Here is a 12,542-nt window from a genome sequence, read left to right on the forward strand (position 1 = left end):
TAAGGAACCTGTGTTGAATCCGGCCTCGCAACAGGACTGGGAAGCGGCAGCGCTGCGTCTCTTCGAGGACGAGTACGTGTTCGTGGCCACTGGTCCACGACGTCATGCGGACTGGCGTACCGACGTACTGGCGGTCATGAGCCGCGCCACGAGCGATCCACGCGGCTGGGAGACATTGGACGAGGACAAGGAGCGGAGTACGGAATACCCGGAACGAGACGCCTCTTTCCCGTTCACCGTATCCACAGAGTCCCGACTCGGTGAGATCCTCCACGAGGTAGGACCTGGCCCGGCGGCGCAGTTGCTCGTTGCCCTGACCGATGAGTGGTTCCAGGTGAAGAACATTCGGGATTTCCCCAAACGCAGGGAAGTCCTGCTGGCTGACGCGCGTACGCTGCTCGCCCGGTACACACCCGGCTACACCTGCTACACAACGGCCGGAAACGCGGCAGGTGACCGGACTCCTGAGTTCTTCGACAAAGTCACCGGCGGGTTCCAGGCCACCGATTACCTGTCAGATCTGGGTCTCGTCGTGGTGTCCTCCGAGGAAGTCGGCGTCTTCTGGCGGTTCAACACCTACTGAGGCTCCCCAGGAGACAGGAGAAGGGCACCCCCATGCGCACCCGCAGCTCCACCTACCCCGACCGCGAGACCGCCCAGTGGGCCACCCAGCAGGTGGTCACCCGCAACGAGCAGGCCATCCACCGATGGCTCGCCCAGGGCACCCGGCCTCGGCTGACCCTTGAGGCCGCATGGCCGTCCCGGGACGAGCCGGTCGGGCGGGTACTGCTGCAGGCGATGCTGCTCGCCGGGCGCGAGCCTGTGGACGTCCGGGCGGCGCGGGTCGTGCTGCGGCGCGAGCCGACGAGTCCGCACGGCTTCGTCGTGCACGCCACCTTCCCGATCTACCTCTAGGAATAATCCGCCGTGCCCATGAAACCGCTCGAATTCGACCGCCGTTATGGCGAGCTGGACCAGGTGATCAGTGCGTACGTGGGCCAGGCGGCCGACGACACGGAGGAGCAGCCGAGCGAGGCGCTCCAGGCGTATCTGCGTCACACCTGGCATACCCGGCCCTGGGCCCTGGGCGTCGCTGAGCAGCAGCTCCGTGAGTACGCCCGCAACCCGCCCGGCCGACTCCGGCTGCGCCTCGGCGAGTTCTACCCCGTGCCGGACATCGGCGTGCCGGAGCCGGAGATCCAGGGCTGGCTGCTTCTCGTCGCCAACCATCTCAAGCGGTCGGTGGAGGAGGGCAGCGTCGCGCCGCCGACCTCGCCCCGCACCCACTGGGAGTGGCGTGCCCGCTTCCCTGAGCTCGCCCAGTTCCTGGGCGGCTGGCTCTCCCAGGACATGCCGGACGAGTTCCCTGACCACGAGGCGGCGGTCCGCGACTACGCCGAGACCACAGACCCGCAGCTCGTCGCCCGCCTCGTCGGCGAACTGAACGAGCTCCTCGCCCTCGACCTGGACGACTCCGACTACGCACTGGCCATGGCCGAGCTGGGCATGGAAGTCGACCCGCCAGCCCCCTACGCGCCGAGCGCCTGGCTCGCACTGCTCGCCGAGCGCCTCGCCGTCCCGCGCGCGGACTACGGGCCTCCGGCGAGCCCCGAGGGATGACCGACGAGGACACCCCTCCGGCGCTGGAGCGGCTTCCGATGATCCGCCGCCGCCTGCCCTCCCTGCCTCCCTGCCTCCCTGCCTCTGTACCTCTGTCACTGTCCGAAGCGGGCGGCTGCCGCCCATCGGCTCAGTTCCCGCTGCACGGCCGTGCGCCGCTCCGCCGTCGCCGGTTCGGCGCTGATCAGTGCGAAGTGCGGGCCTTCCGCGTTGCCGGACAGGAGGATGCGGCGGGCAGTGGTGCCGCCCGGCTCGGGGGCGACTCTGATGGCGCCTGTGGTGCCCGGGCCTGTGACCGTGTCGAGGTCCGTGACGACCGTGGTCGTGGCGGGGTCGAAGCCTGCTGGGAGGTGTAGCTCCGTGGGTGCGCTGGTGCCGTTGCCGCGCCACACCAGCACTCCGTACGGCCGGTCCGAGCCGGTCATCCGTGCCAGTTCGGGCATGTCGGACGGTATCCGGCTCCATGTCACGGTCTGGCCCGCGTCCCGGGAGCGGTCTTCGTACAGGAAGGCGAGGGTGCGGCCGGCGACCGCGCTCGGATAGAGGCGGTCGATGAGGCGGGCGTCCTGGCGAAGCACGGGGGTGCCGTTGTCGTCGAGGCGGACGGCGGACAGGTCCTCGTCGTTCCAGGCGTCGCCTTCGGTGCGGATCTTCTGGGGGTTGTCGTTCATCGCCTCGTGGTGGCGGCCGTTGTAGATGTCCCACTGCCACTGGGTGGCGGACAGGACGGGCCCGGCGGCGGACGCGTTCTGCCACCAGGTGCGGCCGCTGAGTCCACTGTCGAGCGCCTGGTACTGGGCCTTGCCGACGGAGGGTGCCTTGTCCGACGAGGTGCCGGTCAGGGGGTGGCCGAATTCGCTGACCAGGGCCGGGGCGTCGAGTGCGGTGGACTGGTCGCGAATGGTGGTGAAGTCCGTGGCGTACTCGCCGTCCTTCGCCTTGGTCAGGTTGAAGAAGCCGGACATCCGCGCGTGGTCGTAGAAGTGCGTGTTGAAGACGTAGCGCGGCCCCAGGGGGCCCACGCCGGTCAGTCCGCCGGGCTGCTTCATGAAGGAGAGGTTGGAGTTCCAGAACATGTTGGGTTCCACGAGGGCGGGTTTGCTGTGCCAGCCCGCCGCGTCCATACGGGCCCGGAACTTCTCGTAGAACGGCCAGAGTCGGGCCTGCTCCCAGGTGCTGCCGTCCTCGCCGTCCGCGTACTGCCCGGCGTAGGGCTCGTTGTACGGGTCGAAGCCGACGATCCCTGCGAACTCCGTGCGGTCCAGGTGGTCGGCGAGGTAGGTCATGGTCGCCTGGGCGGTGTCGAGGAACGCGTCCTGGATGCCGTGGCGATTGGCCCAGAAGTCGCGCATGGCGTCCTTCACGGTTTGGTTCTGGGTGATGTTCTGGCCCCAGTGGACGCAGATTCCGCAGAACTCCCTTGGGTAGCCGCCCGCTTCGACCGCCCAGCGCGGGGCGCCGTCGCCCGAATACCAGCTGTCCTGGTCGAAGATCGCGCGCGAGAAAAGGTCCTGGTGGAAGTCGGGATACACGCGCAGTCCGACGGCCAGGAACTCCTTGATCTGGGCGGTCACCCGACCGAGATACGCCGTGTCGACCTGGCCGCGTACGGGCTCGGCCGCGGCCCACGACAGCAGGAACCGCACCGAGTTGGCTCCGCCCAGCTCGCGCACCGCCCGAGCCGACTTCCGCGCGTCCTGGACGCTGGCGAAGGGCAGCCCGTCGTTCTCGGCGAGTTTGGTCTCACCGGATACGTTGAAGCCGCGCAGGACGACCTCGCGCCCATACCCGTCGACGAAGCGGGTTCCCTCGACGGTCACTTCGGCTGCCCGCGCATCGCGGGCGGGGGCCTCGGCGCCGGGAGCCTCCGCGGCGCGGGCCGGGGCTCCTGCGAACACCACGGAGGAGATGAGGATGACGAGGGCCGAGCTCCATACCCCTCGCCGTCGCTGTCGCTGTCGCCTGGAACCGAGCGGCGCAGCCATCCCCTGAGTCACCATGACCGTACTGTCACGGCAATCTGATGAACCGTCAATAAACGGCGACGACGGAATCCGCAGCCGATCGACGAGACACCTGCGGGGTCAGTCGGTGCGCGCACGCGTTCTTACGCCGCCGCGACCGTCGGCCCCTTGAACACCTGCCTCCCGTGCCACCGCACGAACTCCCCCTGTACCACCGGACAGCCGGGGCGCGGCCGTGCCAGTCGGCGGCCGTGCAGGGTGTCCACCGCGCGGCCCGCCTCGCTGCGGGCCACGTACTGGCCCGAGACCTGGATCAGGAGTTCCTCGGTCAGGCCGAGTACGCCGAGGTCGAGGAGCGTGTGGTGCAGGGTGCACAGGGCCAGGCCGTTGGGGAGTTCGTCCGGCCCTTCCTGGCTGTGCCAGCGCACATGGGCCGCCTCCAGGCCGACGGGGTTGCGGCCCAGCGCGCCGTCGAAGCCGCACATGGCACAGGCGTAGGCGTACGCGCGCAGGACTTCCTCGGCGAAGCCCGCCCGGCGGGTACGGTGCCGGAACGGCGTGGACGGCGTGGACGGCATGGACGGGGCGGACGGCTGGTAGCCCGCGCTCTCCAGCGTCGCGAGGTCCAGGCCGACCTGGTCGCAGATGAGTGCCTCAAGGCCGGTCGTGAAGTGCTGGTCGAGGAGGAGGCGGGTGGCGGCGGCCAGGGTCGCCGGGGTGGCCAGGAGTTGTTCCAGGTGAGGGTGGAGGCGACCCTGCGCGCCGAGTGAGCGCAGGGTCGCACCACTCTCCCGGGTGTGCGGGTCGAGTGGGGTGCCGTCGCGATCCGTGAGGGACCACAGTTCCCGCTCCAGGTGGACGAACGGCATGGCCGCGCGCTCCCGGGTGAGCGTGCGGCTCGACACGGTGGGGCCGAACTCGTTGATGAGGGTGCTCACCGGCGCTTCGGCTTCTGCATAGGTCACCGCCGTGCTGCCCGTGGCGGCGAACCGCCCCAGCAGCCAGACCAACAGGAGGGGCTTGTGCGGGGCCCGGCGATTGCGTACCTGGGCACGCCTGAGCCGGGTCAGCGCGTGCAGCAGCTCCTCTTGCGTCACGGGTGTCACCCTACGACGGCCGTCGTTCCAGGCCAGCCCCCATGGAGCTGGCGGACATTCACCGAGACCGGCCGCCGCCGTCCATGGCTCGCTCCCCCGCCTGCTGCGTCCCGCGGGCTGGGGACTTCGACGTCGCCCTTGAGTGTCGACATTCCCACCCGTCCCAGCCAGGTGGCGAGTTCCTCGATGCCGGGCTGGGCGTCAACGGCGGGCCCGGGTAACGGGACCGGGGCCGCGGCTACGCGTCGAGGCACCCAATCCGGCGCAGGGGTCGTCGTCCTGCCAGCGGCGGGCAGCGCTACGCAGACTGTGATGCCTCAGGGGCCGTCCTGCCCCTGGGCGGGGCGGATTTCCCTGCCGTAGGGCCCTGATTGCCCCTGGCTCACGGGGAGTTGGGGCGCGGCGGGTGGCGTACGTGATGCGGCCGTAATGCGCCGACGTGGCACGCCATTCCATTCCGCATGGCGGGAGTGAGCGCACCGAACCCCCCGGATAGCAACACGGCCGCGCCTGGCCCGGGCGCGGGGCGTGTGCGAGGCGGCAGGGGTTCGCGTTCGGGTCGGTGTTCGATCGAGGCGCGAGGGCGCCTCAGGCTCAGGTTCAGGCCTGATGAAATGCGGTGCGGCAGGGGGCCAATCTCGGCCTGCGCGACTACCATGACGACCTCAGCAGACGGCACGCTTCGCGGTGGCTAGGCGTCCGGCGACGCGACGGGAGATCTGCACGGTGAACGGCGGCAGCCGCGCTCGGCGCCTCCCCAGTCGGCTGACCACGCAGGGCACCGCGTCCAGCCAGGGTGCCGCCGCCCGGCGGCTCCGTTTGCGGCGCGCCACCAGCGGCGCTGGCGGCGTTCGCGGCGCGCAGGCGTCGGCTGTCGACGAGTTCACCGCCCAGAGCCGCCTCAGCTGGCTCCGCTGGCTCAATTCCGCGGGTACCAGGATCGGCACCTCGCTGGATCTCGAGCGCACCGCACAGGAGCTGGCGGAATTCTGCGTCCCCCGACTGGCCGATGGCGCCGCCGTTGACCTGCTGGAGTCCGTGCTCCACGGCGAGGAGGGCCAGCGCGAGGCCGGTGGCATCCCGATCATGCGGGCCATGGCGGTGCATGCCATCGACGCGCTGACGTCCCTGGAGCCCTCACCGGTGGGTGAGATCGTCGACCGGAGCATCTATCACCGGGCGACGCTGCTGCTCAACCGCGTCCTGGAGCGCCGTGAGTCCGTGCTGATCAGCCGGATGACCGAGAAGGACCTCGCCCGCATCGCGCCCACCGAAAGCGCCGCCGAGAAGATGCGCGAGACGGGTGTGCACAGCTATATGGCGGTGCCCCTGATCGCCCGCGGAGTGCTGCTCGGTACGGCCGACTTCGTACGCGCAGGGGGCAGTCCGCCGCTCACGCCCACCGACCTCACGCTGGCCGAGCAGCTCGCCTCCAAGGCGGCGGTCTTCATCGACAACGCGCGGCTCTACGGCCGCGAACGCGAGCATGTCCTCTCCCTCCAGCGCAGCCTGCTGCCGCGCGCCACGCCGCACACGCCCGGCCTGCGGGTGCACACCGGCTACGCCCCCGCGTTCGACGCCCGCGGCGTCGGCGGCGACTGGTACGACGTGGTCGCTCTGCCCAGCGGCCGTACGGCCCTGGTGGTCGGTGACGTGATGGGCCACGGGCTCCCGGCCGCCGCCACGATGGGGCGGCTGCGCGCGGTCGCCCGCACCCTGATGACCCTGGACATCGCCCCGGAACGGGTGCTGGCCCGGCTCGACCTGGCCACCCGCGACCTCGAGGACGACCAGGTCGCCACCTGCCTGTGCGCGGTCTACGACCCCGCCGACGCCAGCTACACCCTGGCCAGCGCCGGACACCCACCACCGCTGCTGGTGGCCCCGGACGGCACGCCGTCGTACGTGCCGGTGCCGACCGGAGCGCCGCTGGGCGCCGGGGTCATCCCGTACGACCCGCTCCGGTTGCCGGGGCCGGTGGGCAGCAGGCTGGTCCTCTACACGGATGGGCTGGTCAAGACCCGTATCCCTACCGACGACGTGGACATCCAACTGGACCGGTTGCGGAAGCAGGCCGCGGGGATGGCGCCGGAGCGGCTGGACGACTGCGAACTCCTCGCCTCCGCGGTGGAGGGCGAGGGCCGTTTCGACGAGGCCGTGCTGCTCGTCGCGGCGGGCACCCGAGCGGAGGACATCGCGCTTCAGGTGTGGGACCTCCCCGCAGGCGGACCCGCGGCCTCCACCGCGCGCAAACTGGTCAGGGAACAGCTCCAGCTCTGGGGCCTGACCGAGCTGGCGGACGTCACCGAACTGGTCGTCAGCGAACTGGTCGGCAACGCCCTCCGGTACGGGGGCGGGGGCCCTGGACAGCTGCGGCTGCTCCGCGACGAGCGTCTCGTCGTGGAGGTCTCGGACACCGGCCCGGACCTGCCACGCATCCAGCACGCGGACGTCTGCGACGAGGGCGGTCGCGGGCTACAGCTGATCAACATGCTGTGCCGCAGATGGGGTTCCTGCCGCACCGCCACGGGCAAGGTCGTCTGGGCGGAGCAGAACATCCCTGGCAGCTGAGAGCCCGTCCGCTGTCTTCGTACCCTGCCCGTTGTCCTTTCCACCCTGCCCGTCGCCGACAGCCGGAGCGCGGAGTCGCTCAGCTCGCGCCGCGCGCCGCCTTCCACTCGGGGGCGAGGACCGACCAGATCTCGGTGTCCTGGCGTATGCCACGGTAGGGGTCGTTCTCACGGAGGACGCCCTCGCGGGTCATGCCCAGGCGCTTGGCCAGGTTGATGCTCGGGGTGTTCTTGGAGGACACCTGCCACTCCACGCGGTGCATGCCGCGCTCCTCGACCGCCCAGTCGATGAGGACGCGTACCGCGCGGGTGACCAGGCCCTGGCCCGCCGCGTCCGGCTCCACCCAGCAGCCCGCCTCACAGGTGCCCCTACACGCGTCGAAGACCCGGAACAGGACACCACCGACGAGCAGCCCGTCGAGCCATATGCCGTACAGTCGGCCGGCGTCGGCGGCGGCCTTGTCGGCGTAGACCTGGAGCCATCTGCGCGTGGCGTCGAGGTTGGACGTGACGTCGGGGAGTCCGACGTACTGTCCGATGAAGTCGCGGCCGCGGTCCATGTGGGCGAGGAACTCCTCGGCCTGCCATGGCTCCAGTGGCCGCAGCTCAGCTCCGTTACCCAGCGAAACAGCGAACATTCTCACCCTCCAGGACGGTCGTGCTCGGTCGGTGACCCAGATCTCTCGATCTTTGCATGGCCGTCTGACAGTCGGGGTTGGCGGGTTGTCCGGATCAGTACCCCCTCGGCGTCCGTGGTCTTGTGCCGGGAGTGTGGTGGCCTCACACTCTCGCTGCCCATAGCGCACAGGCGCACCACGGCAGAGGGGACCTCTGGCATGCGACGAATACGGGTGGGTGTGCGGCGTCGAGTTGTCGTCGCCGTAGCGCTGGCGGCCGCGCTGGGGCTCGGTCTTGGTGCCGTTCCGGCGGCGGGCGCCGAGGGATTGGCGTCAGCCGATGCGGAGGGATACGCCGATGCGGAGGGATACATCGTCACGTTTGACGGCTCAGGCGTGCGGCTCAGCTCCGCGTCCCAGGACGCCCGTTCCCTGGTCGCCCGGTCCGGCGCGGTCATCAACCGTACGTACCGCACCGCGCTCAACGGCTTCGCCGTCACCGCGACTCGGCAGCAGGCAGCGCGGCTGGCCGCCGACCCCGCCGTGCGTTCCGTCGTACGGGACACCCCGGTCGCGGCCCTCGGCGTACAGACCGACCCGCCCTGGAACCTGGACCGTATCGACCAGGAGAGGCTGCCGCTCGACGGGCTGTACCGCTACCCGGACTCGGCGGGCCGGGGGGTGACGGCGTACGTCCTGGACACCGGGGTACGGATCACCCACCGCGAGTTCGGCGGGCGCGCGGCATACGGCGTCGACACCGTCGACGGGGACGACACCGCACAGGACGGCAACGGGCACGGTACGCATGTCGCGGGGATCATCGCCGGGCGCAAGTACGGCGTCGCGAAGAAGGCGCGGGTGGTGGCCGTACGGGTACTCAATGACAGTGGGGGTGGTACGGCCTCCGGCGTCATCGCGGGCATCGACTGGGTGACCCGGCACGCGTCCGGGCCGTCGGTGGCCAACATGAGCCTGGGCGGGCCCGCCAACGAGGCGCTGGACGAGGCCGTACGCAACTCGGTCGCCGCGGGCATCACGTACGCGGTGGCTGCCGGGAACTCGAACACCGACGCCGGACGGTTCTCGCCAGCGCGGGTGGCCGAGGCGCTGACCGTGAGCTCGACTGACGCGGGTGACGTGCGGGCCAGTTCGGCCAACTACGGGACCGCGATCGATCTGTTCGCACCGGGGCGGAACATCACCTCGGCGTGGAACACGTCCGACTGCGCGCTCGCCACGCTGTCCGGTACGTCCATGGCCGCCGCGCAGGTGACCGGCGCGGCCGCGCTCCAGCTCGGCGAGAGCCCGTACGACAGCCCAGCGCGGGTGGCCAAGTCCCTTACCGAGGGGGCGAGTGGAGGGGTCGTCAGTGGCCCGGGGGCGGGTTCTCCGAACCGGCTGCTGAACGTGGGCGGGATCGGAACTCGGTAACCCCGTCCGTGGCTCTGCTCACTTTCGCCCCCGTAGGCACAGGCGTACGACCGCACTGTCGGTCGCAGCCGCTACGCTGCCCGCGTGCAGCGAACAGAGCGTGAGTGTCAGCAAGCGGATCGACAAGAGAAGCAGCAGGTCATGAGGCGTAGGCGACGGGGGTGGTGGCTGGGGTGCGTGGCGGTCGGCGCGCTGATAGCCACCTCCGGATGCGGCCTCGTCGAAAGCAACCCGGAGCCCGACGGATCAGCGCCCCCCACCGCTGAGGCGAGCGGCGGCACGGACGACACAGGCGGCGGCACGGGCGGCACGGACAGCCCCGGCGACGGCAAGCCCGCCGCCGAAGGCACCCTGCCGAACGTGCCGACCGTCGAGGCCGCCCGCACCCAGTTGGCCGGACTGAAGGTCGCCCCGCACGGTTCGATGAGCGGCTACAGTCGGTCCTCCTTCTCGCACTGGGCGCAGCAGGGCGACAAGTGCGACAGCCGTGAGGTCGTCCTGGAGCGGGACGGCAAGGACGTGCAGCGGGACGACGAGTGCAAGGCCGTGTCCGGGACCTGGGTCAGCGCCTTCGACGGGGTGACGCTGGACTCCGCCTCGAAGGTCGACATCGACCACATCGTGCCGCTCGCCAACGCCTGGCGTTCCGGGGCGGCCCGCTGGGACGCCGACAAGCGCAAGGCCTTCGCCAACGATCTGGAGCAGCCCCAGCTGATCGCGGCGTCGGCGTCCTCGAACCGCTCCAAGGGTGACCAGGGGCCGGATGAGTGGCAGCCCCCGGAGAAGTCGTACTGGTGCACGTACGGGCGGGCGTGGACGGCGGTGAAGTCGTCATACGAGCTGTCGGTCACCGAGTCGGAGAAGGGCATGTTGAAGGACATGCTGGACACTTGTGAGTCATGAGCGACAGCACGAGCGCGTCACCAGGTCCGGTCCCCAGCGCGGATGACATCGCCGCCATCGCCCCGCTCGTCGGCCAGGTGGTGGCCGGGCCCGGTGGGGCGATGACCGACGAGGTCGGGGTCATCACCGGGGATATCACCGTGGCGACCGCCCCCCTGCCCGACGGCCGGGCGGTGGTGGCCGTCCAGTACACCGACGCCGACGAGTGGTACCTGCTGAGCGGCGGTCCGGTGCCCGTACCGGCCGGTGGGCTTGATGAGCTCCACCACGAGGTGCTGGAGCTCATCAAGAAGGGCGGCGGCGCCGAAGTCCCCCGGTGACGCACCCGGTGACTCAGCCGTGGCGTTCGACGCGTAGCTGGGCCGGTGGGGAGGAGTACGTCGAGTTCGCGCCCACCGCCCAGTAGCCACTGGCCGTTCCTGGGATCGCGGTGATCGCGTTCATGAGGGAGGTCGAGCCGGTGGCCTCGGGTCCGCGTTCGCTGGTCCAGTCTGAGCCGTTCCAGCGCAGGTAGTGGGTGCGCTTCTGGTCCCAGAAGTCCCAGCCCGCGATGAGGTCCGGGCGCCCCTGGGCGTCGCCGATGATGCCGCTCAGCACGCCTACGGTGAACGGGGATTCACCCCTGGTCCATTCGCCGCCGTCCCAGCGCTGGAACGTGACTCCCGGGGGCTTGCCGGGCGGACCGCCGGGTCCGTACGCGTAGCCGGTGAGCCAGATGTCGTCGTGGGCGACGGGGAGCAGTCCGGTGACGCCGGAGCGGATGCCGACGTGCCGGGGAATGACGGTCCAGGCGCCATCCCAGCGGGCGATGACGTCGCCGTAGACCCAGACCTCCCCGCAGGGCGTGACGTGTACGCCGTACGGTGTCGGGGTCGCCTCGTCCGGGAGGGGGCGGCACCAGCGCCACGCGGGGCCGTTGCCGGGTCCGGGTCCGCGCATCAGTCCGGCCCGGTCGCCGTGGCGGCCGCTGACCCAGGCCTGGCCGTCGCCGCCAACGGCCACATCGGTGAGGCGGGTGCCTGGCTCGCCTCGGCCGGGGAAGTTCACCTCCTGCCAGGTTTCGCCGTCCCAGGCCAGGAGTTGGTCGTTGCCGTCGGTGTTCGTGCCGAGCGCCCAGGCCGCGTCGGCGGAGCTGTTGGCGACCGCGCGGAGCGCCCCGGTGTAGTCGAGGTGGGTGAGGTCGGTACGGGACCAGGCCGTGCCGTTCCAGGCGAGGGCTAAAGGGCGGCCGCGGGTGCTGCGGGATCGGCCCTCGTCGCCCACGGCGAAGGCTATGGCTGGCCCGGCTGCGGCCACCCCGACGAGGCGGGCGGCCTCCTCGCCGGGTGGTGCGGGGACTTCGCGCCAGGTTTCCGCGGCGTTGGTGGGGCGCTGAAGCGCGGCGGCGGTAGCGGCGGCCGCGGTGGTGGTACTGGCGGCGGCGAGACCCACGCCCGCCGCGGTGCCGGTGAGTCCGCTGATGAAGTGTCGTCTTCGCACGGAGGTGCCCTTCTTCCGTGGGATGGAAGGCACCACCCTGGACCAGACCACCGGGGGAGGCAATGGACGCGCGTGAGCACTTCGGCGTTGTCAGTGGTGGGCCGCACTATGGGAAGTACGGGGTGTTGGGGCGAAGGGAGCGGCGGATGAACGGGCTAGGCGACTCGAGTCGTGCTGGTAGCGGCCGTGCGCCGATGGCGGGGCGGGCCACCGCGGCGCAGCGGCGGATCATCAGTGCGGCTGAGGCGGTGACGGGGCGGATCGTGGGCAGCGAGGCCCAGTTGGAGGGCCTGGTGCGCCGAGGGCTCGCCTTTCGGCATCCGCGCCCGCCGCGGGCGTACTTCCTCACCCCTGCGGGCCATCGCCTCCGCGACGAGCTGCTGGCCGCGACGCCCCCACCGCCCGCCCCGGTGACCGACGCGGCGACGGGGGTGTTCACGGCGCGCACCGGCGGTGAGGGCGATCCCGTCGCCGGGCCAGGGCGGCAGCGTGAGGTGCACAGTGCCTGGCAGGGGCTGCTTGAGCTGCGCCGGATGACCCGTCCGGACGGGGACACGGGGCGGCCCTGCGGGTGGGAGCGCACGCACTTGGTGCAGGCCGCCGCGCTGGCGCTGGAGGCGGCGGGGTGCATGCCCGCCGGGGCGGAGGACACCGGTGGCGGGTACCGGGTCGCGGAGAGCCCGCAGCCCGAGGCGGTCGCGGTACGGCTGATACCCGGTGGCGGCGGCATGGACGACGACGGCCTCGGTGGCCTCGGCGGCTGTGCGGCCGCGCTGGAGGCGGCGGGTTGGCAGGTCAGCGAGCACCAGGAGCGGGGCGGGGGCCGCTGTCTGCTCGCCTCACCCCGGCGCGACTGAG

At 71.0% G+C, this 12,542-nt stretch carries 12 protein-coding genes; 8 read left to right on the forward strand and 4 right to left on the reverse strand.

Translation table 11 applies throughout. The annotated features are described in order from the left end of the window. Positions 1–13 precede the first annotated feature (13 nt). Genes GCN81_RS05575 through GCN81_RS05585 form a run of 3 tightly spaced genes read left to right on the forward strand, consistent with a single transcriptional unit; the run spans position 14 to position 1,620 of the window. Positions 14–583 carry a hypothetical protein gene (locus GCN81_RS05575; protein ID WP_197287486.1) on the forward strand — a complete coding sequence of 190 codons (570 nt, stop codon included), beginning with the start codon at positions 14–16 and terminating at the stop codon, positions 581–583. A 32-nt stretch (positions 584–615) separates the two neighbouring features. Beyond that, on the forward strand, positions 616–915 hold the full coding sequence (locus GCN81_RS05580; protein ID WP_156722304.1) for an RNase A-like domain-containing protein: 300 nt from the start codon (positions 616–618) through the stop codon (positions 913–915). Positions 916–927: 12 nt separating this feature from the next. Next, positions 928–1,620: a contact-dependent growth inhibition system immunity protein gene (locus GCN81_RS05585; RefSeq protein ID WP_156722305.1), complete on the forward strand. Its 693-nt coding sequence runs from the start codon at positions 928–930 to the stop codon at positions 1,618–1,620. A gap of 95 nt (positions 1,621–1,715) precedes the next feature. On the opposite strand, the gene GCN81_RS05590 is transcribed toward GCN81_RS05585, so the two are convergent. After that, entirely contained in the window at positions 1,716–3,605 is a 1,890-nt protein-coding gene (locus GCN81_RS05590; RefSeq protein ID WP_156722306.1) for a cellulase family glycosylhydrolase, read from the reverse strand. A gap of 122 nt (positions 3,606–3,727) precedes the next feature. Continuing rightward, positions 3,728–4,681, reverse strand: coding sequence for a phosphorothioated DNA-binding restriction endonuclease (locus GCN81_RS05595; protein ID WP_156722307.1), 954 nt, complete (start codon positions 4,679–4,681; stop codon positions 3,728–3,730). 726 nt (positions 4,682–5,407) lie between these two features. Between GCN81_RS05595 and GCN81_RS05600 the strand changes: the two genes are divergently transcribed. Continuing rightward, positions 5,408–7,252 carry an ATP-binding SpoIIE family protein phosphatase gene (locus GCN81_RS05600; protein ID WP_156722308.1) on the forward strand — a complete coding sequence of 615 codons (1,845 nt, stop codon included), beginning with the start codon at positions 5,408–5,410 and terminating at the stop codon, positions 7,250–7,252. Between the two features lie 79 nt (positions 7,253–7,331). Here GCN81_RS05600 and GCN81_RS05605 read toward each other — a convergent pair whose 3' ends face one another. After that, positions 7,332–7,889 (reverse strand): GNAT family N-acetyltransferase, encoded by a 558-nt coding sequence (locus GCN81_RS05605; RefSeq protein ID WP_156722309.1) that lies wholly within the window; start codon positions 7,887–7,889, stop codon positions 7,332–7,334. 198 nt (positions 7,890–8,087) lie between these two features. On the opposite strand from GCN81_RS05605, the gene GCN81_RS05610 reads away from it, so the two are divergent. The 3 genes from GCN81_RS05610 (at position 8,088) to GCN81_RS05620 (ending at position 10,525) form a co-directional block, all read left to right on the forward strand. Continuing rightward, the gene (locus tag GCN81_RS05610; RefSeq protein WP_156722310.1) at positions 8,088–9,302 is read left to right on the forward strand and encodes a S8 family peptidase; all 1,215 of its coding nucleotides are present in this window, start codon (positions 8,088–8,090) and stop codon (positions 9,300–9,302) included. Between the two features lie 141 nt (positions 9,303–9,443). Next, positions 9,444–10,205 carry an HNH endonuclease family protein gene (locus GCN81_RS05615; RefSeq protein ID WP_156722311.1) on the forward strand — a complete coding sequence of 254 codons (762 nt, stop codon included), beginning with the start codon at positions 9,444–9,446 and terminating at the stop codon, positions 10,203–10,205. Then, positions 10,202–10,525, forward strand: a complete 324-nt coding sequence (locus GCN81_RS05620; protein WP_407697936.1) for a hypothetical protein — start codon at positions 10,202–10,204, stop codon at positions 10,523–10,525. Before GCN81_RS05615 ends, GCN81_RS05620 begins: the two co-directional genes overlap by 4 nt. A 13-nt stretch (positions 10,526–10,538) precedes the next feature. Here GCN81_RS05620 and GCN81_RS05625 read toward each other — a convergent pair whose 3' ends face one another. Further along, positions 10,539–11,684, reverse strand: a complete 1,146-nt coding sequence (locus GCN81_RS05625; protein WP_156722312.1) for a hypothetical protein — start codon at positions 11,682–11,684, stop codon at positions 10,539–10,541. Positions 11,685–11,878: 194 nt separating this feature from the next. Between GCN81_RS05625 and GCN81_RS05630 the strand changes: the two genes are divergently transcribed. Then, positions 11,879–12,541, forward strand: a complete 663-nt coding sequence (locus GCN81_RS05630; RefSeq protein WP_156722390.1) for a hypothetical protein — start codon at positions 11,879–11,881, stop codon at positions 12,539–12,541. Position 12,542: the final 1 nt, after the last annotated feature.

The sequence above is a fragment of the Streptomyces apocyni genome (assembly GCF_009739465.1).
Lineage (GTDB): Bacteria > Actinomycetota > Actinomycetes > Streptomycetales > Streptomycetaceae > Streptomyces > Streptomyces apocyni.

What these genes read in the sequence shown, in the direction of transcription:
- GCN81_RS05590 (WP_156722306.1), bottom strand. Translation starts at nt 3,605, where the DNA reads ATGGCTGCGCCGCTCGGTTCCAGGCGACAGCGACAGCGACGGCGAGGG.
- GCN81_RS05610 (WP_156722310.1), top strand. Translation starts at nt 8,088, where the DNA reads ATGCGACGAATACGGGTGGGTGTGCGGCGTCGAGTTGTCGTCGCCGTA.
- GCN81_RS05605 (WP_156722309.1), bottom strand. Translation starts at nt 7,889, where the DNA reads ATGTTCGCTGTTTCGCTGGGTAACGGAGCTGAGCTGCGGCCACTGGAG.
- GCN81_RS05615 (WP_156722311.1), top strand. Translation starts at nt 9,444, where the DNA reads ATGAGGCGTAGGCGACGGGGGTGGTGGCTGGGGTGCGTGGCGGTCGGC.
- GCN81_RS05630 (WP_156722390.1), top strand. Translation starts at nt 11,879, where the DNA reads ATGGCGGGGCGGGCCACCGCGGCGCAGCGGCGGATCATCAGTGCGGCT.
- GCN81_RS05620 (WP_407697936.1), top strand. Translation starts at nt 10,202, where the DNA reads ATGAGCGACAGCACGAGCGCGTCACCAGGTCCGGTCCCCAGCGCGGAT.
- GCN81_RS05580 (WP_156722304.1), top strand. Translation starts at nt 616, where the DNA reads ATGCGCACCCGCAGCTCCACCTACCCCGACCGCGAGACCGCCCAGTGG.